Below are 20696 nucleotides of genomic sequence, written 5' to 3' on the forward strand. Positions count from 1 at the left end.
CAACTACCCTGCTGTACAGGGCTGTTCATGACTCATCGCGTTCTGACGCCGAACATCGCGCGGGCCGTCCCGAGCAGCAGATCCGCGTAGCGCCGCGGCGTCATGCCGCCCCCTGCCGCCACCGCCATGTCGCAGCCGTCGACCAGCACGGCGACGGAGGCGATCGCCGTTTCCACGGGAAGCACGGGCGCAAAGTCCCCCTGGGCGACGCCGTCTTGGACGATGCCGGTGAGCAGCGTGAGCCACTCCTCGTGCACGGACCGCACTCCGTCGCGCAGTCCGGGGTGGCGGGCGGCGCTCGCGCAGAACTCCGTCCATGTCGCGCACCGGCGCTTCAACTCCGGGTCGCCGGTGAGGGCTTGAACGAGCAGTTCGAAGCGGTGCCACGGATCCGGCTCGTCCGCCGCCGAGGCCCGCCAGCGGGCGATCAGCTGCTCGATGGACCACTCGAAGGCCTCACGGAACAGTTCGTCACGCGTGTCGAAGTGATGTTGCAGCGCACCGATGGACACTCCGGCGGCGCGGGCGACATCCCTCAACCGGGCGGCATCCAGGCCGCGTTCGGCCAGCACATCGGCCGCCGCCCGCAACACGTCCTCACGGTCGACCACAGACCCTCCCCGACATGGACGGGCACGTACGCGCCTCTCCAGCTGCTCTCCTCTTGCTGGAAAATAATAACGCATTATTGTGAGCCGTCACACAGTTCTTCGTGGCACGGTCCTCGCTCGCGGCACCGCGATGGGTGCCGGACGCACACAGGTCGAACACAGCGCCTACGATGTGCCGCCGTGCCCCGCACCCGATCGTGAAGGACCCGCATGGCGCCCCCGCCCCGAGGCCCCGCCGGAAAACGGCGCAAGCAGCGCACCGCCCTGGCCGGCCACCGCACCGGTGCGTTCGTGGCCGCCGGCGCCGTGCTGGCCGCGGCCGCGGCAGGCGGCGTCCTGCTGGCCACGGGCGACGACGAACCGGCATCGCTGACCGCCCGCTACGAGGGCACGGCCACCTCGCGGAGCGCCTTCACCGGGCACTACGTGATCCACAACGGCGGCGGGACCGCGGCCTCCGACTGGAAGTTGTCCTTCACGCTGCCGAAGGGCGCCACGCTCTCCTCGCTCTCGCACGCGCACTACGTGGTGCAGGGCCGACACGTGACCGCCGAGGCCCGCCAGGGTGACGCCCCGCTCGCGGCCGGAAAGTCGGTCACCCTCGACCTCAAGGCCCGCTCGACGTCCGGCGCGCGCCCCACGGACTGCTCCGTCGACGGCGCCCCGTGCACGATCGGCGCGATCCCCACTCCGAGCCCCGGCATGAACACCTCCCCGCCGAAGAAGCACACACCAAAGCCGAAGCCGACACACACCACCACCCCGCCCAGGCAGACCTCCTTCGCCCCGTACGTCGACACCTCCCTCTCCCCCGCCTTCGACCTGCCCCGGGCCGCCCGCGGCACGGGCGTGAAGAACTACACCCTCGCCTTCGTGAAGCCCAAGGGCGAGTGCACCCCCCAGTGGGGCAAATCGACGCTCGACGGCGACCCGGTCGCCGCCAGGATCGGCGCGCTGCGCTCCGCGGGCGGCGACGTACGTGTCTCCTTCGGCGGGCAGAGCGGCAACGAACTCGCTCGCACCTGCACGTCGGCGTCCCGGCTCACCTCCGCGTACGAGCAGGTCATCGACCGCTACAAGCTGACCAAGGTGGACTTCGACATCGAGGGCGACGCCCTGACCGACCGCGCGAGCGTGGACCGGCGCAACCGGGTCGTCGCGGCGCTGCAGCGCCAACACCCGAGCCTGGACGTGTCGTTCACGCTTCCCGCGCTGCCGCGTGGCATCACAGCGGACGGGCTCTCGCTGCTGCGGAGCGCCAAGAAGCACGGTGTCGACATCGGCTCCGTCAACGCCATGGCCATGAACTTCGGCCCCTCTCCGGCGCCACACCCGCGCGGCCGGATGGGCAAGTACGCCATCGAGACAGCCGAGTCCACCCATGCCCAGCTCAAGGGCATCATCGGCGGTTCGGACCGCGCGGTGTGGAACCGTGTGGCCGTCACCCCGATGATCGGCGTCAACGACATCGACGAAGAGGTCTTCACGCTCTCCGACGCCGCCGAGCTCGGCACGTACGCCAAGTCCAAGGGCATGGGCTGGGTCTCCCTGTGGTCGGCGGCCCGCGACCGCGCGTGCCCCGACGGGCCGGGCGGCCCCGCGGCGGCGACGTGCAGCGGGGTGGACCAGTCGACCGACGCGTTCATGAAGGCGTTCTTGTCACACATTCGTTGACATGCGACGACGCGCCAACACTCCCTGAATATTTGGCTGTTGTTCGCCTCTTGACTCAACTCTGGGCGTGGTCTTCATAATTGGCGTCATGAAATACGGGATGGTGTCCTACATTCTATGACGACCAACGAAGCGAACAACACGACAAAGCCCATGAGTTCCGCCCTCAAGCTGCTGCGCCTCCTCGACGTGGTGGGCGAGACCACCGACCCCGTGCGGGTGGCCGAGCTGGCCCGGGCCGTCGGTGCCACCCGCTCCGAGGTGCACCGCCAACTGGTCACGCTGGTGGCCGCGGGCTGGATGGAGCAGCTCCCCGACGGCGCCTACCAACTCACCGTGAAGGCCGCCCACTTGGGCAACGCGGCGTTGCAGCACGCCGGATTCGGTGAGCGTGTCTCCCGGGTCCTCGCCGACCTCGCCGAGCGCATCGGCCAGTCGGTGTGTCTCGCGGTCCTCGACGACGACGCGACCCGCGTGGTCAAGCGCGCCGAACCCGGCACCGCCGCCCATGTGACGCTCGCACTCGGCCGCCGGATGTCGCTGCGGGGCGGCGCGACGGGGCGGGTGCTGATCGCCCACGCCGACGATGCCACCCTGGCGGCGCTGCGCGAACGCGGCGTCCCGCTCCCGGACGACAAGGAACTCGTCGAGATCCGGGAGGCGGGCTACGCACTGATCCCCGAGTACGCCGACGAGGGCCTCGCCGCCATCGCCTTCCCGCTCGTCGGCCGCACCGGACGGCCGACCGTGACGCTGTGCGCGGTCGGTCCCGCGACCCGCTTCGACCCGCTGTCCGCCAAGGACGTGCTCGCGGAAGGCGCCGCCGACCTGGCCCGCCTCACCGCCGGCCTCGGCGAGGGCCACACGTCCTGGACGGCCTGACCCACCGCTGCGTACCACGCAGTCATCCCTCCGAAGGGAGTCACATGACCACCCGGAGCCAACTCCGGCCCGCCGAGGACAACCCCGAACCCGCCACGGCCTTCATGCGTCCCGAACGGCTCGCCACCCTGGCGCCGAGCAGGCTCAGCGCCAGCCGCTCGCTCATGCACCTGATGACGCGTGAGCGGTGGACGGTCGATCTCGTCCGCTTCGACATCGACGAGCGCGCCCGCGGCGAGGCGGTGTACCGCGTGCGCACGCCCAGTGCCGTCTTCGACTTCATGGTGTTCTCCTTCGAGCCGAAGCTCGAAGGGCGCACCGGACGCATCATCGGCACCGACTGGGACATGATGGGCGCGCTCGTCGAGGGCGAGACGGACGACGAGGACCTGCGGGCCACCCGCGAGGAGATGCCGAAGCTGTACGCGGGGCGGGCCACGCCCGGCAGTCTCGTGTGGTGCCGCTCCAACCGCAGCCTGCGCCTGTTCGACCATGTCATCGAGCACCTCGCGGCCGGCCGCCAGCCGCGCGTCGCGGAGCTGTGGCCGGTCGGCTATCTGATGCGCAACACCGGGCTGGACGGCAACGGCACCTTCGGCACCCGCTCGTACGGGGCGCTGGAGGACGACCATCCGCTGCGCCTTCCGTACCACGCGCAGATGCTCGCCGCGTATCTGATGCGCGAGTTCTCCGTGGACCTCGTCGAGCATCTCGCACGCTGCCGCAATCCGGACGCCGCGCGCCTCGACCCGGAGCTGCGGCGCTTCCTGGGACTCGGCAACGGCTCCGCGCTCGGCCTCGTGTTCTTCGCGAACAACCACCCGGTGCTGCTCGACCGCTGGCTCACCCTGCGCCGCACGGCGGTCGCCGAGGCGCGCCGCATCCCTGTGGTGCCTGGCTCGGCGGAGGCGGACCGGGCCTCCCAACTCCTGGCGCGGGCGGTCGACTTCCACGACCAGGACCCGCTCACCTACCACGACTTCACGGACCCGTCCGTGGTCGCCGACGGGCTGCGGGTCCTCGTCGAGCGGCTGGCGGGCGCCGGGCCCGACGCCGTCTTCGGTGATGTGCTCGCCGGGATTCCGGACGACCGGGTGTGCCAGGAGTCCGTCGAGGTGTACGACGCCGTCCTCCTCGAACTGCGCCCGGAGCACACCGACGCCCTGCTGCACCATCAGCCCGCGGACGAGACACTGCGCCACCGTCCGCAGGAGACCGTCACGGAACTGCGGGACCTGCTCACCCGCGAGTACGCCTGGGCCCTCGCCCACGACCTGGACGACCCGGACCAGCGGCACTTCCGCTGGTACAAGTCACGCGATGCCGAGGAGCCGCGCCGCGGCCCGGTCGAGGAGGTGCCCGGCGGCTTCGAGTGGGCGCTGGACCTGCCCGGTGACATCCAGCGGCTCGCCATCGCCCTCGACCAGGTGCCCGGTGACACCCTCGTCGGCGAATTCCTCGCCGAACATCCCGAGGAGCGCTGGACGGTGACCCGGGCGCAGGGCCTGGCGGGCCGTCACCACCACTCGCCGCACATGAACATGCTGGCGAAGGACTTCGTCCCGGTGCACATCGTGCGGTTGATGAACGCCGCGTTCCACGGCCTCGACAAGACCGTGGACGCGTTCGGCCGCAGCGTGCTGGGGCTCCTCTTCCACGGCGCGCCGACCCGCGCGGATCTGGCCGAGGGGCGCGCCGTCGACTGGATCTACCCCCGCCGCCCCGAGGAGCGTGACTGACCGTGCCCTCAACTCCCCCTGCCAGTAAGGCCACTTCAACCGTCAATGTCTCGCTGCGCGAGTGCCGTCTGGTGACCGGCCGCGTGCTGCGCGCACTCGGTGTGCCGCGCGGCGCGGTCCCCGCGGCCCGCGACACGACCGTCGTCGCGCAGGCCCTCGGCCTCGACGCGCTGCGACGGCTGCACGACGACGCGGACACCCTCCGCGCCACGGCGGCACTGCGGTGCCACCGCCGCACGGACGGACCCGACACCGAAGTCGACGCCCGCGGCCGCCACGCACTGGTCGCGGCGCCCGACCTCCTCGACCTGGCCGTGGCGCTGACCCACCGTCACGTGAAGGCCCGCATCACGGTCACGGACGCCGCACGACCGGAACTGCTCGACGTACTGCCCGTGCAGGCGGCCGACTTCGGTGTGGCGCTCACGGTCGGCGACGGCGGCCGGGTCCTGGACTGCGCCCCGCTGCGGGATCCGGCCCCCGCCGCGGAATCCCCCTTGGACCACGTGCTGCGCCACGGCCTCGACGTATCCGCCGACCTGTGGTGGAGCCTGTTCCACCTCGGCAACGAGGCCCTCACCCCGGACTCGGACCTGTCGCGGCAGCACACCGGACGTTCGGTGTTCGACGAGAGCGGCCGGATCGTCGGCGAGGTCGGCGAGGACTGGGCCGACAGGTCCTCGGGCAAGGCCCCGGCCCCCACACTCAGCGACGGAAGGTGACGGCGTGCTCTACATCGACGGCCTCGAATGCAGCCTCTACGACCGCGAGGTCTTCCAGGAGCTCCGCGCGGGTCAACTCGCGTGCGTGACACCCACGTTGGCCTTCTGGGAGAACGCCACGGAGACCATGGACGAGATCGGGCGCTGGCGCGATCTGGAGCGCGAGAACGCCGACCTGATCCGCATCGCCCGCACCGCCGACGACATCGAGCGGGCCCACCGCGACGGCCGCACCGCCATCCTCCTCGGCACCCAGAACTCCTCGCCGATCGAGGACCGGATCCGCTTCCTGGAGCTGTTCCACGACATGGGCCTGCGGGTCATGCAGCTCACGTACAACAATCAGAACGCCATCGGCGGTTCCTGTTACGAGCCCGAGGACAGCGGCCTGTCCCGGTTCGGGCGCGAGGTCGTCCAGGAGATGAACCGGCTCGGCATGGTCGTGGACCTCTCCCACGTCGGCGAGCGCACCGGGCTCGACGCCATCCGGGCCTCCGAGCGGCCGGTCGCCGTCACCCACGCCAACCCGCGCTCCCTGTACGACCATCCGCGCAACAAGGGCGACGAACTCCTCAAGGCGCTCGCGGCGGGCGGCGGCATGCTCGGCCTCGCCACGTACCGCAACATCAGCGGGCCGTGGGCGGGCAGCCGCGAGGAGTGGTGCGACATGGTGCGCCGCACCGTCGACCTCATCGGCATCGACCACGTCGGCATCGGTACCGACCTGAGCCGCAAGAGCGGTGAGCCGGAACTCCAGTGGATGCGCAAGGGCCGCTGGACGCGCACCGAGCAGCGCGGCGCCTCCCTGTCCGGCACGCCCGGCAAGGCGCCTGCGATCACCTGGATGGAATCCACCGCCGACTTCCCGGCCCTGGCCCAGTGCCTGTCGGAGCACGCCGGGTTCGACGAGGACGAGGTCGCCAAGATCATGGGCGGCAACTGGCTCCGCTTCTACGGCCAGGTCCTCAAGCCGGCCTGACACCCCGCGCAGTTCCCCGTGGTTCCCCACGGTTCCCCACGCCGGGGCTCGGCCCCGCCCTGCCCCGGCGCCCGCACGCACCCTCCCCATTCCCGTGCCGCGCTCGTCCGGCGCGGTCCCGAAGGGCGGTCACCGTGACCCCACAGACCTCCACCCCATCCCACCAACTGACCGGCCCCGCCCGTGAGGTGGCGGCCCGGCTCGACCGGCTGCCGTTCACCCGTGTCCAGCGCGGCATCCTCCTCAAGGGCGGACTGAGCACCACCTTCGACGGCATGGACAACGGGATCGTGTCGTTCCTGCTGCCCATCGTGGCCGGTGTGTTCGCGCTCTCCGGCCTGGAGCAGGGGCTGCTCGGCAGCTCGTCCCTCATCGGCGCCGTGCTCGGCGCGCTGCTCGTCGGCTTCATCGGTGACCGCACCGGTCGGCGCAATCTCCTCGTCTGGTCGATGACCTGCTACAGCGCCGCGATGATCCTCGGGGCGTTCTCCCCCGACGCCTTCGTGCTCGTCGCCACCCGCATCGTCGGCGGCGTCGCCATCGGCATCAACGCCAACATCGTGATGCCGTACCTGGCGGAGTTCTCGCCGCCGTCCCGGCGCGGTCACTTCGTCGGCTCGCTCGCCGGGTTCTTCGCGTTCGGCTATGTACTGGCCGCGCTGATCGGCTTCTTCATCATCCAGGCCTTCGACGGCGGCTGGCGCATCGCGCAGATCGTCGTCGGTCTCCCGATCATCCTGGCCGTGTTCTGGCGGCGCAGTCTGCCGGAGTCGCCACGCTATCTGGTCTCGCGCGGGCGGGTGGACGAGGCGATGGCCGAGGTGGAGCGCCTGGAGGACAAGGTCCGCAAGGCCACCGGCAAGCCGCTGCCCGAGCCGGCACCCACTGCTCACGCCCCTGCCACGGCCTCTGCCGCCACCCACCGGCCGACGGGACTCGCCCGGTTTCTGGCGCTGTGGCGTCCACCGCTGCTGCGGCAGACCGGACTCGTCTGGGTGCTCTGGTTCTGCTTCAGCTTCGCCTACTACGGTTTCCTGGTCTTCCTGCCGACGCTCCTGGTCGACCGGGGTTTCTCCATCAGCGAGAGCTTCGGCTACTCCATCCTCATCGAGGTCGCCCAGGTCATCGGCTACTACCCGGCGGCCGTGCTGTCCGAGCGCCTCGACCGCAAGTGGAGCATCGTCATCTTCCTGCTTGCGGGCGCGCTGGCCGCGCTCGGCGCCGCGACCGCCCACAGCGACGCGGTGGTGATCGTCTGCAGTGTGGCGCTCGCGTTCTTCCTCAACGGCGCCTACGCGCCCCTGTACACGTACACGCCCGAGATCTACCCGACGTGGATCCGCGGCACGGGCGTCGGCGCGTCCGCCGTCTTCGGCCGGGTGGGAGCGGCCCTGGCCCCGATCATCCTCGGCGCCGCCTACACCTCGCTCACGTTCGTCGGCGTGTTCTTGCTGCTGTGTGCCGTGATCGTGGTCGCGGTGGTGGCGGTCGCCGTGTTCGGTACGTCGACGCGGGACCGGAGCCTGGAGGACATCACCGCCTGACGGGGCGCTCAGCCCCGGTGCGCCGCGATCAGCCTCCGGTACCAGTGGTAGCTGTCCTTGGGTGTGCGTTCCTGGGTGTCGTAGTCGACGCGGACGACGCCGAACCGCTTCGCGTACCCGAGGGCCCACTCGAAGTTGTCGAGCAGCGACCAGACGTAGTAGCCGCGTACGTCGACGCCCGCGTCCAGCGCCTCACGCAGCGCGGTGAGATGACTGTGCAGGTAGGCGACGCGGTCGGTGTCGTGCACGGCGCCGTCGGCGGCCGGTTCGTCGTGTTCGGCGGTACCGTTCTCGGTGATGTGGATCGGCGGGAGGGCGTCGCCGTACCGGTCCTTCAGTGCGGTCAGCAGGTCGGTGAAGGACTCGGGGACGACGGGCCAGCCCATCGCCGTGCGCCGGACGTCGGGGAAGGGCCGCTCCTCGTACCGGTTGTCGGTGGCGACGCGCCGCGCCGGGTCCGGCTCGCGGTGCGGGGCGTCGGCGACCACGATCGGCCGGTAGTAGTTGACGCCGAGGAAGTCGAGCGGCTGCCCGATGAGGTCGAGGTCGCCTTCGCGGCGGAAGTCCTGACGTGTGATCAGTTCGCCCCAGGTGTCCTCCTCCGTCGTCGGGTAGCGGCCGGCGAGGAGCGGCTGCGTCCAGACGAGGTTGTGCTGGGTGTCGGCGCGGACGACGGCCTCGCGGTCGGCGAGCGTGTCGGTGGCCGGGACGTTGCGGTCGAGGTTGAGGGTGATGCCCGCCTCGCGCACGCCCGCCGCCCGCAGCGCCTTCATCGCCAGGCCGTGGCCGACGAGCAGGTGGTGGGCGGCCGCGAGAGCGCCGGTTCCTTCCTGTGCTCCGGGCGCGTGGCGGCCCACCGAGTAGCCGAGGAAGGCACTGCACCAGGGCTCGTTGAGGGTGATCCAGCGCGGGACGCGGTCGGCGAGGTGTCCGGCGACGATCGCCGCGTACTCGCCGAATCGTTCGGCGGTCTCGCGGACCCGCCAGCCGCCGCGGTCCTCCAGGGCCTGCGGGAGGTCCCAGTGGTAGAGGGTGGCGGCCGGCTCGATGCCCGCTTCCAGCAGTTCGTCGACGAGCCGCGAGTAGAAGTCGAGGCCCTTCTGGTTCGCCGGTCCCTGACCCGTCGGCTGGACGCGCGGCCAGGCGATCGAGAAGCGGTACGAGTCGACGCCGAGGTCGCGCAGCAGTGCCACGTCCTCGGGGTAACGGTGGTAGTGGTCGCAGGCCACGTCGCCGGTGTCGCCTTCGTGGGTGCGGCCGGGGGTGTGGCTGTAGGTGTCCCAGATGGAGGGGCCGCGTCCGTCCTCGGCCGCGGCTCCCTCGATCTGGTACGAGGCGGTGGCCGCGCCGAAGACGAAGCCTTCCGGGAATACGGGCAGGTCGGTCATGAACAGCCTTACTTGATGGACCCGCCGGTGATCCCGGCGGCGATGTACTTCTGGGCGAGGACGAGCAGCACGGCGGCCGGGATCGCCGACAGGACGGACGCGGCCATGACGGAGCCCCAGTCACCGACGTGCGCGCCGATGTACTGGTAGATGCCGAGGGTGACGGGCTTGACGTCGTCGGTGGTGTTCAGCGTGAGCGCGAACATGAAGTCGCTCCACGCGTACAGGAAGGAGAAGAGGCCGGCTGTGATCAGGGAGTTGCGGCTCATCGGCAGGACGACCTGGAGGAAGCTGCGCAGCTTGCCCGCGCCGTCCGCCTCGGCGGCCTCGATGACCTCCTTGGGGATCGCCACCATGAAGGAGCGCATGAGGACGATGGCGAAGGGGATGCCGAGCGAGGCGTCGGCGAGCATGAGGCCGAAGTAGGAGTTGACCAGGCCCAGATCGACGTAGGCGCTGTAGAGGGCGTTGGCGATGACGATGCCCGGCACCATCTGCGTGATGAGGGTGCCGAAGACGATGGTGCGGCTGCCGCGCAGCCGGAACTGGGCGAGCCCGTACGCGGCGGGCGCGGCGACGGCCAGGCAGATGACGACGGCGCCGAGCGCGACGACGAGCGAGGTGAGCAGATGGCCGCCCTGCTCGGTGATCGCGGAGGTGAAGCCGGACAGGTCGAGCGAGTCCGGCACGGGCGCGACTTCGAGGAGTCCCGACTCGGGCTGGAGCGCCGTGTTGATCATCCAGTACAGCGGGAACAGCATCACGCCGAGGATGACGATCCCGGCGACGGTGGCGCCCCAGCGGCGCCCGGACGTGGTGGTGGCGGTGGCCATGCCGGTCACTTCCCCTCGGAGCGGTTGGCCCGCAGGTAGAACACCGCGAAGACGGCGGAGATGAGGATGAGGACGTTGCCGACGACGGCTCCCGCGCCGAAGTCGAGCTGGACGAAGGAGTTCTGGTACGTGAGGGTGCCGAGCGTCTGGGTGGCGTCGGCGGGGCCGCCGTCGGTGAGGGCGAGGATCAGGTCGAGGATCTTGACCGTCGACATAAAGCCGAGGACGAGCACGACCGTGATGACGGTCTTGAGCAGCGGCAGGGTGATCGAGCGGAAGGTGCGCCAGGCGGACGCGCCGTCCAGGGAGGAGGCTTCGTACAGCTCCTTGGGGATCTCCTGGAGTCCGCCGTAGAGGATCACCATGTTGAACGGGATGCCGATCCAGATGTTCACCATGACCACGGAGAACAGGGCCATGCCGGGGCTGGTCAGCCAGGGTGTGTGGCCGCCGAACCCGAGGAGGTCGGCGAAGGAGTTCAGGACTCCGGTGTCCTGGTCGAGGATGCGGCGCCACACGATGCCCGAGACGACCATGGGGACGAGCCACGGCAGCAGGATCAGCGAGCGCAGGAACCCGTTGAGGGGGAACCGCTTGGTGAAGAAGACGGCGAGCGCGAGGCCGATGCCGAACTGGCCGATCAGCGAGCCAACTGTGAAGACGATGGTGTGCCAGAGCGCCTTGCCGAAGAGGTCGTCGTGGAAGACCTTGCTCCAGTTGTCGGCGCCGTTGAAGGGGGACTTGCCGTCGAAGAACGTGGACGGCGAGAAGTCCTGGAAGCTCATCACGACGTTGCGGACGAGCGGGTAGCCGAAGAACAGCAGCATGAAGAGGATGGCGGGGGCGATGAACCCCCACTGACTCAGTCTGCGGCGGCGTCGTACGCGTGCCGGGTCGGTCTTCTTCTGAACTGCCGTGCGCTGGGCGGCGGGTGCGGTGGCCGTGGTGGTCGACATGGTGGTGAGTCCCCCTCAGTTCCCGCTCGTGGCGCGGGTCTGCGCCTTCTTCAGCGCGGCCTCGCTGGACTGCCCGGTCAGCGCCGACTGGAAGGCACTCTGCAGGGCGAGCGACACGGACGACCAGCGCGCTCCGACCTTCGCGGTGCGGGAGCGGGCGGTGGCCACCTGGTCGGCGAGCGCGTCGAGTTCGGGCACTTCCTCGCGCCAGGTCGCGGCGGCCTTCTCGTTGGCCGGGACCATCCAGCTGTTGCGGGCGTAGGTGATCTGCTCGCGTTCGGAGGACATACAGCGGATGATCTTCGCCGCGGTCTTCTGGCGCCCGGTGTCCTCGGTCTTCGGGACGGTGAGGACAGCGCCGCCGAGCGGGCCGACGGACTTGTCGCCGCTCCTGGGGACCGGGATCTGTGCGATGCCCCAGTGCAGGTTCTTCTTGGTGTTCAGCGTCTCCACCTGCCACGGACCGTTGATCATCATCGCGGCGTTGCCGGCCATGAACTGGTCGTTGACGTCGGCCTGCGTCCAGTTGACGGTCGACCTGGACAGCGAGCCGTCCTTGATGAGGCCCTTCCAGTAGTCGAGGGCGCCCGCGACCTTCGGCCCGGCGAGGTCGGTCTCGTCGCCGCCGTTGGACCACATGAACGGCGCGAACTGGAAGACACCGTCCTCCGCGCCGCCCGCGCTCAGCGCGATGCCGTACTGGCTTCCCTGGGTGAGATTCTTCGAGGTCTCCCTCATCTCGTCCCAGGTGGTGGGCACTTCGAGCCCGGCCTTCTTCAGGATGTCCTTGTTGTAGAAGAGGGCGAGGGTGTTCACCGTGCGCGCGGCCCCGTAGTACGTCCCCTTGTACGAGCCGAAGTCGACGATGCCCTTCGGGACGTCGTTCGTGGACAGGCCCAGCGAGCGCAGGTCGACCAGGCCGCCCGCCTCGGCGAACGTCGGCATCTCGGAGGCGTCGAACTGGATGACGTCCGGGAGCGACTTCGACGACGCCATGCGCAGCGACTTCTGCATGACCTGCGCGGCGGGCACGCTCTGCTGCTCGATGGTGAGGCCCAGCTTCGTGCCGCACCGCTTCAGCGTGGCGGCGTCCCAGCCGTGGTACGAGGCGTCGGTCGAGGAGTTGAGGACGGTGAACACACCGGGGTCGCTCCCCGCGCCGCAGCCGGTGAGCGCCGCGCCGGCGACGAGCGCGGAGCAGGCGGTGAGTGCCGCGGTGGTGCTTCGGCCGCGCCGGCGGCGCGGCACGTCCGGTGGAAGTGCTGCTGTCACGGTGGATACCCAAGCCTTGGAGGGGTGGCCGGCCCCGGCGGAACTCCCGTGTCCCGGCGAGGTGTTCGCATCGCGCGCTGCGGCTCCGGCCCGCGCCGCACACGCAGAGCGCGTTTTTGTTTTCCGCCATGACTAATACGTCATCAAGCGCTTCGACACCAGACTTTGCGGCCGACTTCATCGCTCGTGCACGGCCTGCTACGCCCCGTTGTGATCGAATCGAAGCGCTTCGACGATTCCTGCTTCCGCCCTCTTGATCTTTCGATGCGCGTGAGCTCAAATGCGGTGTAGCGGCGCCTTGCGCATGCACCTCGCCCGCCCACATCGCCCACGCACATCGCCCACCCCGAGGAAGATGATGAAGTTCACCGACGGCTTCTGGCTGATGCGCGACGGGGTCGAGGCCTCGTACGCCACCGAGGTCCGTGACCTCCGCGTCGACACCGACCGTTTCACCGCGTTCGCCGCGGTGAAGCGGATCGAGCGGCGCGGCGACACCCTCAACTCCCCTTTGCTGACCGTCGATTGCTTCACTCCCGCCGAGGGCGTCATCGGGGTCCGCGTCACCCACCACGCGGGAAAGCGGCGCCCCGGCCCCGACTTCCGGCTGCCCGGCGAGGACGCCGGAACGGGTGTGGTGAGCCGCGACGGCACGCGGGTCGAGCTGTCCAGCGGGCCACTCTCCGTGTGCCTCGACGAGGCGGCGCCCTGGCAGCTGTCCTTCCGTGACGCCGACGGCCGTGACGTCACCTCCTCGGGCCGCAAGGGCACCGCCTTCTTCCGGACGGGCGACGGCGCGCACCACATGGCCGCGCAGTTGTCACTCGGCGTCGGCGAGCAGGTCTACGGCCTCGGCGAGCGCTTCACCCCGTATCTCAGGAACGGCCAGGTCGTCGACATGTGGCAGGCCGACGGCGGCACGAGCAGCGAACAGGCGTACAAGAACGTCCCGTTCAGCCTGCACGTGTCCCCCGCGGGCGCCTACGGGGTGTTCGTCGCGCACCCCGGGAGGGTCAGTTACGAGATCGGCTCGGAGTCGGTCGGTCAGATGCAGTTCAGCGTCGAGGACCAGGGGATCGAGTACTACGTCGTCGCGGGGCCCACCCCGAAGGACGTGCTGCGCCGCTACACCGCGCTCACGGGCCGTCCTGCGCTGCCGCCCGCGTGGTCCTTCGGCCTGTGGCTGACGACGTCGTTCACCACGCAGTACGACGAGGAGACGGTGACGTCGTTCGTCGACGGGATGGCGGAGCGCGACATCCCGCTGAGCGTCTTCCACTTCGACTGCTTCTGGATGCGCGAGTACCAGTGGTCGGACTTCGAGTGGGACCCCGCGGTCTTCCCCGATCCGCAGGGCATGCTGGCCCGCCTCAAGGAGCGCGGTCTGCGCGTCTCCGTGTGGATCAACCCGTACATCGCGCAGAAGTCGGCCCTGTTCGAAGAGGCCGCCGCGCAGGGCTACTTGGTGAAGCGGGCAGGCGGTGACATCTGGCAGTGGGACCTGTGGCAGGCCGGCATGGCGCTCGTGGACTTCACGAACCCGGAGGCCTGCGCCTGGTTCCGCGCCAAGCTCAAGGTGCTGCTCGACCAGGGTGTCGACTGCTTCAAGACGGACTTCGGCGAGCGGATCCCCACGGATGTCGTCTGGCACGACGGCTCCGACCCGGAGCGCATGCACAACTACTACACGCACCTGTACAACCAGGTCGTCTTCGACCTGCTGGAGAAGGAGCGCGGCCGCGGCGAGTCCGTCCTCTTCGCCCGCTCGGCGACGGCCGGAGGACAGCAGTTCCCTGTGCACTGGGGCGGCGACTGCTTCTCCTCGTTCGGCGCGATGGCGGAGTCGCTGCGCGGCGGCCTGTCCCTCTCCCTGTCCGGCTTCGGCTTCTGGTCCCACGACATCGGCGGCTTCGAGGGCACCCCCGACGCGGCGGTCTTCAAGCGCTGGCTGGCCTTCGGCCTCCTCTCCTCCCACAGCCGCCTGCACGGCTCGTCCTCGTATCGGGTGCCGTGGGAGTTCGGCGACGAAGCGGTCGACGTGGCACGGGAGTTCACCCGCCTCAAGCACCGCCTGATGCCGTATCTGTACGGTGCCGCGGTCGAGGCGCACACGACGGGCGTGCCGCTGATGCGCCCGATGCTGCTCGACTTCCCGGACGATCCCACGGCGCGCGTCCTCGACCGCCAGTACATGCTCGGCCCCGACCTCCTGGTGGCGCCGGTGTTCTCCGCGGACGGCGACGTCGAGTTCTACGTCCCCGAGGGCACGTGGACCCACCTCCTGACCGGCGAGCGGGTCGAGGGCCCGGCCTGGCGCCGCGAACGGCACGGCTTCGAGAGTCTGCCGCTGTACGTGCGGCCTGGCGCGGTGCTGCCGATGGGCGCGGACGCCTCTCGCCCGGACGGCGACTGGCTCACCGGCCTCACGCTGCTCGTCACCCCGGACGCGGAGGATGTGACGGTGACGGTGCCCGATCCGCACGGAGGTGTGGCCGCGACGTACCGGGTGGTGCGGGACGGTGCGAGCGGGGAGGCGACGGTCGAGGAGGGGCACGGGGGCGGCGAGGTGACGGTGCGCAGCCTCTGACGCCCGGCGGGGCCCTGCTCAGTGCAGGGCCAGGAACGGCGCCGACACCAGGAGGAAGGCGACCATCGCGTACTTCAGGCGTCGGGCCGGGAGGGCGTGTGCGATCCGCCAGCCGATGAGCACGCCGACCAGCTCCGGGATGCCCACCAGGGCCGCGAGCCGCCAGTCGACGGCTCCGTGCAGGACGTACGCCACGGTGCCCACGCTCGCGATCACGATGGACTGGGCCTGGGCCGCGGCCAGCGACGACAGGACCGGGAGCCCGGCCACCACGAGCAGGGGCACGCTCAGCATGGGGCCGCCGAGCCCGAAGAGGCCCGCGACGACCGCGACCACGAAGCCGATCGAGGCCGTGCGGCCCAGCGGGATGTGCGCGCGCTCGGCGCCGTCCGGGGCACGCCGGTCGCGCACCCACACCAGGATGCCGGTGACGACGACCGCGCAGGCCAGCAGGATCCCGAAGCCGCGGCCCTCGACCAGGGTGTTGCACAGCACGCCCAGTGGCGCTCCCACGAGGGCGGCGCCGGCGAGTACGGCGGCGCAGCGTCTGGTTCCTGGGTCGCGGAGCTGTCCCGACCGGGCGTACGCCGCCGTGCCGAGCAGGCCCGTGGCGACGTGGGTGACGATGGCGGTGCCCGCCACGCCCGCGGGCGTGAGGCCCGAGAACAGGAACAGGCCGATGGTGGGCAGTACGCCGCCGGGTCCGATGGCGGTGATCCCGATGCCTCCGACCAGCCCGGCGACCGCCAGGAGGACGAGGTGTGTCGTGTCCAGGGTCATGTTCGCTCCTTCAGTCCCTCGGCAGGACGGCCCGCAGGGCGAACCGGTCCGCGCGCACCCGCAGTGACTCGGCGTCGACAGGGCGGCCGTCCGCGAGCCTGGTCAGCCGGTCGATGGTGAAGAGCGCGGCGCCCTCCGCCACGTCCAGCAGGCGCGCGGTGTCCGGGTCCGCGGTGACGGCGTGCACGGTCACCTCTGCGCTGCCGAGCCGTGTGCCACTGGTCTCCTCGATGAGCGCGAACAGATCGCGGCCCGCCAGGTGTCGGTCGAGCAGCGGGCGGCCGATGTCGGGGGCGAGCCATGTCGAGTCCAGGGAGAGCGGCTCCGCGTCGAGTGATCTCAGGCGCTCGATGTAGACCGCCTCGGAGCGCTCGGGGAGGCAGAGGCGTTGCGTGATGGCGGGTGGGGCGTGCGGCACGACGCGTGCCTCGCGCACCTCGTTGCTGACCGTGCCGTACGCGGTCAACTCCTCGGCGAGGCCGACCAGTCGGGCGAGTCCGTGTCCGGCCTTGTGGCCGGTGACGAGGGTGCCGATGCCGCGCCGCCGGGTCACGACACCCTCGTCCCGCAGCATGTTCAGTGCCTCGCGCACGGCGTTGCGGGTGGCGCCGAGGGAGCGGCCGAGGGCGCGCTCGTCCGGCAGCACACCTTCGTACGCGCCGTCGACGATGCGTTGCCGCAGCACGTCGGCGACCCGGCGTGCCCGGTCGGCCCGCGATCCGTCATGGTCTTCCATGCCCGTCCCTTCTCGATGGTGCATGTGACGGCAGACCGTACGCCCTGTGATGTTTCGCGGGTGTTACGCCACCCCCTGCGACCTGCACAAACGCCTGACCTGCGACGCAGCGGCCGCCCTCGGCGGCAACGCCGGTCACCGCCGTCACACCCACCACGCGCCCCCACACCGCCCCGAGGCATCAACTCCCGCATGGAATACCCTGGTTGACTCTTGATCCACGGCGACCCATCGACCCTTCGGAGCGACTCGTGCCCCAGGACCGTCCGCTGATCGACAGTGACGCACCGCATTCGGCCCGCATCTGGAACTACTGGCTCGGCGGCAAGGACTGCTACGAGGTCGACCGCCAGGTCGGTGACGCGATTCAGCAGGTCAACGCTGAGATCGTGCACGTGGCCCGCGCCCAGCGCGCCTTCCTCGCCCGCACCGTCACCCACCTCGTGCGGGACGTGGGCATCGACCAGTTCCTCGACATCGGCACCGGGCTGCCCACCATCGACAACACCCACGACGTGGCGCAGCGCCACGACCCCACGGCGCGCATCGTCTACGTGGACCACGACCCGGTCGTGCTGCGGCACGCGGAGGCCCTGCTGACCAGCACTCCGCAGGGAGCCACCGACTACATCGAGGCCGATCTGACCGACCCCGCCGACATCCTCCGGCAGGCCGCGGACACGCTGGACCTCACCCGTCCCGTCGCCCTGATGCTGCTCGGGGTCGTCGCCCATGTCACCGACGACCGCGCCTACCGAATCGTCGAGGAGCTCAAGAGCGCGCTGCCCGGCGGCAGTCACCTGGTCCTGTGCGACAGCACCGAGGTGTACCACCCCGAGGCCACCCGCGCGATGGTCGAACAGTGGAACAGCACGAGTGACAACCCGCGGACCAATCGCACCCCCGAGCAGATCGGCCGCTTCTTCGAGGGATTCGAGCTGGTCGAACCGGGTCTGACCTCGGTTTCCCAGTGGCGCGCCGAGGGTGACGCGGGCGAACTCCCGGAGCCCGTCAGCAGCTTCGGTGGCATCGGACGCAAGCGCTAAGGGCCTTCTGGCGGCGTCAACACGCCAACTCCCGTACCGTAAAAGGAGACCGATCTGTACTGACGTGCCACACGATGGGCACCCGGGTGAGTACCATCCGGCCCTACAGCACACACGTACACACACCGACAGATCACTCCTTGCCACGAAAGCGAGCCACCATGTCGGACACCACGCCCCAGGCCGAGCTCAAGTCCCGTTACGCCGACCGGATCCAGGACGACATCGCGCACAACGAGAGCGAGTTGAAGCGGGTCAGCGAGGAAATCACCGCCCTCCAGGCCCAGTTGGGCACACTCGAGGAGAACCGCACGCTGCTGGAGAGCATGCTGAAGTCTCTCGGCAGCGGCACACTGCCGCCCCTTCCGGCGCCCGCCGCCGAAAAGGCGGTCGGCAAGACGGCCGGCAAGGTTCCGCGCCAGAAGGCGCGGGACACGACGGCCACGAAGCCCGCGCAGGCCAAGAAGACCCGCGAGACGGCCGGCGCCCCCGCCAAGGCGGCCAAGGCCGCGAAGCCCGACAAGGCCGCGGCAGCCACCAAGCCCGCCGCGCCCGCCACCGAGAAGACCGAGCCGCAGGGATCCACGCTGGTCGAGCTCATCGTGTCCCAGCTGGGCTCCGAGACCAGCCCGCGCTCGGCCGCCGAGATCACCTCGACGCTGCAAAAGACGCACCCCAAGCGGGAGTTCAGCACCAAGGTCGTCCGCAACACGCTGGAGGCCCTGGTCGCCAAGGCCCGCGCCGAGCGCACCCGGCAGCAGCGCTCGGTGTTCTACGTCGCCCTGCCCGGTGCCACCACGCCCGCGAAGGCGGCCACGGACACCAAGGCCGGAGCGGACAAGGCGGCGGAGAGCAAGGAAGGGGCGAAGAACGGCGCCGCGTGACACCCCGCCCGGCGCCTGCGCGATGACTTTCGTTCGCCGTGGCAGTCTCACAGTTGTCGATCACGCAGAAGGAGCCCCGTGAAACAGCAACTGCTGAAGGTCCAGAATTTCAACGTGTCCGCGGACGGTTTCGGTGCCGGTCAGGGTCAGAGCCTGGAGCGGCCGTTCGGACACGCCGACCCGGGGCAGATGTTCGCCTGGGCCGGGGCCACGGCGAGCTGGCCGAATCGCACGGATCCGGGAGGTTCCCGCGGCATCGACGACTATCTGACGCGGGACTACTCCCACAACATCGGCGCCGAGATCATGGGGCGCGGGAAGTTCGGGCCGCAGTACGGGCCCTGGCAGGACCACGAGTGGCGCGGGTGGTGGGGCGATGAGCCGCCGTTCCACACCCCGGTGTTCGTCCTGACCCACCACACGCGCCCGTCGATCACGCTCTCGGACACCACGTTCCACTTCGTCGACGCCGACCCGGGCACCGTCCTCAAGCAGGCCAGGGTGGCCGCGCAGGGCAAGGACATCCGGCTCGGCGGCGGAGCCACCACCGTCCGCGAGTTCCTTGAGGCGGACCTCGTCGACACGCTGCACGTGGCGGTCGCGGACGGTGTCGAGCTCGGCTCAGGCGCCAAGCTCTGGGACTCCCCCGACGAGCTCCTCGACCGCTTCCACCTCGATGTCGTGCCGAGCCCGACGGGCGCGGTGCGCCACCATCTGTTCTGGCGGAAGTGACGCCCGGCGCGCGTGGAGTCACCTACTCAGCTACTCAATGGCCGCGCGCGTGGAAGGGTTCCGGCTCGATCAGTACACACCGCGTACCGGTGTAGATGGTGGGCATGCAGCGGTTGCAGTGGATGCACAGCGAGTGCGTGGGCCGGCCCGCGGCGCGGTCCTGCGCGAAGCGGTTGATGAGGTCGGGTTCGCGCAGCAGCGCGCGGCCCATCGCCACGAACTCGAAGCCCTCGGTCATGGCCTGTTCGGCGGTCTCGCGGTCCGCGATGCCGCCGAGCAGGATCAGCGGTAGCTTCAGCGCGGCCCGGAACTGGCGTGCCGAGGGAAGCAGGAACGCCTCCTCGTAGGGGTAGGCGCGGATGAACTTCTTTCCGACGCGCTCGATGCCGAACCGCTGGGGCTGGGGGAACGTCGCCGCGAACTGTCGCACGGGCGCGCCGCCGCGGAACAGATACATGGGGTTCAGCAGGGAACTGCCCGCGGTGAGTTCGATGGCGTCGACGCTGCCGTCGGCCTCCAGCCAGGCGGCGGTGCGCAGGCTCTCGTCGAGCCAGATGCCGCCGGACACACCGTCGTCCATGTTCAGCTTGGCGGTGATCGCGATCTCGTCGCCGACCTCGTCGCGGACGGCGCGGGCCACACCGCGGGCGACCTTGGCCCGGTTGGCGAGGGTGCCGCCGTACTCGTCCTTGCGTTTGTTGAGCTTCGGGCTGAGGAAGGAGCTCGCGAAGTAGTTGTGGCCGAGGTGGATCTCCACCGCGTCGAATCCCGCCTCGACGGCGGTGCGGGCCGCGCGGGCGTGGGCGCGGGTGACACGCGCGATGTCGTCGCGGGTGGCGGGGCGGGCGAACCGGTAGGACTGCAGGTTCAGGAAGCGGCTGGGCGCGAGCGCGGGGAGCCCGTTGGAGACGGGGTCGGCGACGGGCCCTGCGTGGCCGATCTGCGCCGAGATCGCGGCACCCTCCGCGTGCACGGCCTCGGTGAGTCGGCGCAGTCCCGGCACGGCCTCGGGCCGCATGTGGATCTGGTCGCGTTCGGTACGTCCCTCGGGGGCGACGGCGCAGTACGCGACGGTCGTCATGCCGACGCCGCCGGCCGCGGGTCGCCGGTGGTACTCGATGAGTCGGTCGCTGACCAGTGCGTCGCGGGTGACACCCTCGAAGGTGGCTGCCTTGATCACGCGGTTGCGCAGCGTGAGGGGGCCGAGCCTCGCGGGGGCGAGCAGGTCGGGCGCGGGCCCGGTGGTATCGCGGGTGGAGTGTGCTGTGCTCATGGCTGTGCAACTCCTCAACTGTCGGTTCACGGAGGGGCGTTCAGGCGTGTGTCGACGA

18 protein-coding genes are annotated in these 20696 nt (G+C 70.2%); 10 read left to right on the forward strand and 8 right to left on the reverse strand.

What is annotated here, in order from left to right:
• Window positions 1-32: 32 nt before the first annotated feature.
• A complete protein-coding gene (locus ACFYWS_RS16255; protein ID WP_389275903.1) occupies window positions 33-611 on the reverse strand; it encodes a TetR/AcrR family transcriptional regulator in 579 nt (192 codons plus the stop codon).
• 210 nt (window positions 612-821) lie between these two features.
• On the opposite strand from ACFYWS_RS16255, the gene ACFYWS_RS16260 reads away from it, so the two are divergent.
• The 6 genes from ACFYWS_RS16260 (at window position 822) to ACFYWS_RS16285 (ending at window position 8151) form a co-directional block, all read left to right on the forward strand.
• Window positions 822-2285, forward strand: a complete 1464-nt coding sequence (locus ACFYWS_RS16260; protein WP_389275906.1) for a cellulose binding domain-containing protein — start codon at window positions 822-824, stop codon at window positions 2283-2285.
• 117 nt (window positions 2286-2402) lie between these two features.
• Window positions 2403-3167, forward strand: coding sequence for an IclR family transcriptional regulator (locus ACFYWS_RS16265; protein WP_389275909.1), 765 nt, complete (start codon window positions 2403-2405; stop codon window positions 3165-3167).
• A gap of 44 nt (window positions 3168-3211) precedes the next feature.
• Window positions 3212-4906, forward strand: coding sequence for a hypothetical protein (locus ACFYWS_RS16270; protein WP_389275912.1), 1695 nt, complete (start codon window positions 3212-3214; stop codon window positions 4904-4906).
• 2 nt (window positions 4907-4908) lie between these two features.
• Window positions 4909-5628 (forward strand): hypothetical protein, encoded by a 720-nt coding sequence (locus ACFYWS_RS16275; RefSeq protein ID WP_389275915.1) that lies wholly within the window; start codon window positions 4909-4911, stop codon window positions 5626-5628.
• A 4-nt stretch (window positions 5629-5632) separates the two neighbouring features.
• Entirely contained in the window at window positions 5633-6607 is a 975-nt protein-coding gene (locus ACFYWS_RS16280; protein ID WP_389275918.1) for a dipeptidase, read from the forward strand.
• A 134-nt stretch (window positions 6608-6741) separates the two neighbouring features.
• Window positions 6742-8151: an MFS transporter gene (locus tag ACFYWS_RS16285; RefSeq protein ID WP_389275921.1), complete on the forward strand. Its 1410-nt coding sequence runs from the start codon at window positions 6742-6744 to the stop codon at window positions 8149-8151.
• 8 nt (window positions 8152-8159) lie between these two features.
• Here ACFYWS_RS16285 and ACFYWS_RS16290 read toward each other — a convergent pair whose 3' ends face one another.
• Genes ACFYWS_RS16290 through ACFYWS_RS16305 form a run of 4 tightly spaced genes read right to left on the reverse strand, consistent with a single transcriptional unit; the run spans window position 8160 to window position 12576 of the window.
• Window positions 8160-9539 (reverse strand): GH1 family beta-glucosidase, encoded by a 1380-nt coding sequence (locus tag ACFYWS_RS16290; RefSeq protein ID WP_389275924.1) that lies wholly within the window; start codon window positions 9537-9539, stop codon window positions 8160-8162.
• 8 nt (window positions 9540-9547) lie between these two features.
• A complete protein-coding gene (locus ACFYWS_RS16295) occupies window positions 9548-10372 on the reverse strand; it encodes a carbohydrate ABC transporter permease (RefSeq protein WP_389275927.1) in 825 nt (274 codons plus the stop codon).
• 5 nt (window positions 10373-10377) lie between these two features.
• Window positions 10378-11328, reverse strand: coding sequence for a carbohydrate ABC transporter permease (locus ACFYWS_RS16300; protein WP_389275930.1), 951 nt, complete (start codon window positions 11326-11328; stop codon window positions 10378-10380).
• 15 nt (window positions 11329-11343) lie between these two features.
• Complete coding sequence (locus tag ACFYWS_RS16305; protein ID WP_389277345.1) at window positions 11344-12576, reverse strand: ABC transporter substrate-binding protein; 1233 nt, start codon at window positions 12574-12576, stop codon at window positions 11344-11346.
• Between the two features lie 382 nt (window positions 12577-12958).
• Here ACFYWS_RS16305 and yicI point away from each other — a divergent pair, with 382 nt between their 5' ends.
• Window positions 12959-15187: an alpha-xylosidase gene (gene yicI, locus ACFYWS_RS16310; RefSeq protein ID WP_389277348.1), complete on the forward strand. Its 2229-nt coding sequence runs from the start codon at window positions 12959-12961 to the stop codon at window positions 15185-15187.
• An 18-nt stretch (window positions 15188-15205) separates the two neighbouring features.
• Here yicI and ACFYWS_RS16315 read toward each other — a convergent pair whose 3' ends face one another.
• Both ACFYWS_RS16315 and ACFYWS_RS16320 read right to left on the reverse strand, forming a co-directional pair.
• Entirely contained in the window at window positions 15206-15967 is a 762-nt protein-coding gene (locus ACFYWS_RS16315) for a sulfite exporter TauE/SafE family protein (protein WP_389275933.1), read from the reverse strand.
• A gap of 10 nt (window positions 15968-15977) precedes the next feature.
• Window positions 15978-16703 (reverse strand): GntR family transcriptional regulator, encoded by a 726-nt coding sequence (locus ACFYWS_RS16320; protein ID WP_389275936.1) that lies wholly within the window; start codon window positions 16701-16703, stop codon window positions 15978-15980.
• Window positions 16704-16954: 251 nt separating this feature from the next.
• Here ACFYWS_RS16320 and ACFYWS_RS16325 point away from each other — a divergent pair, with 251 nt between their 5' ends.
• From ACFYWS_RS16325 to ACFYWS_RS16335, 3 genes are all read left to right on the forward strand, one after another.
• The gene (locus ACFYWS_RS16325; RefSeq protein WP_389275939.1) at window positions 16955-17749 is read left to right on the forward strand and encodes an SAM-dependent methyltransferase; all 795 of its coding nucleotides are present in this window, start codon (window positions 16955-16957) and stop codon (window positions 17747-17749) included.
• Between the two features lie 161 nt (window positions 17750-17910).
• Window positions 17911-18633 carry a hypothetical protein gene (locus ACFYWS_RS16330; RefSeq protein WP_389275941.1) on the forward strand — a complete coding sequence of 241 codons (723 nt, stop codon included), beginning with the start codon at window positions 17911-17913 and terminating at the stop codon, window positions 18631-18633.
• A 78-nt stretch (window positions 18634-18711) separates the two neighbouring features.
• The gene (locus ACFYWS_RS16335; RefSeq protein ID WP_389275944.1) at window positions 18712-19365 is read left to right on the forward strand and encodes a dihydrofolate reductase family protein; all 654 of its coding nucleotides are present in this window, start codon (window positions 18712-18714) and stop codon (window positions 19363-19365) included.
• 34 nt (window positions 19366-19399) lie between these two features.
• Here the strand turns inward: ACFYWS_RS16335 and ACFYWS_RS16340 are convergent, their stop codons facing one another.
• Window positions 19400-20638: an NADH:flavin oxidoreductase gene (locus tag ACFYWS_RS16340; RefSeq protein ID WP_389275947.1), complete on the reverse strand. Its 1239-nt coding sequence runs from the start codon at window positions 20636-20638 to the stop codon at window positions 19400-19402.
• Between the last annotated feature and the right edge of the window lie 58 nt (window positions 20639-20696).

This window comes from Streptomyces sp. NPDC002795 (assembly GCF_042888725.1).
Classification (GTDB): domain Bacteria; phylum Actinomycetota; class Actinomycetes; order Streptomycetales; family Streptomycetaceae; genus Streptomyces.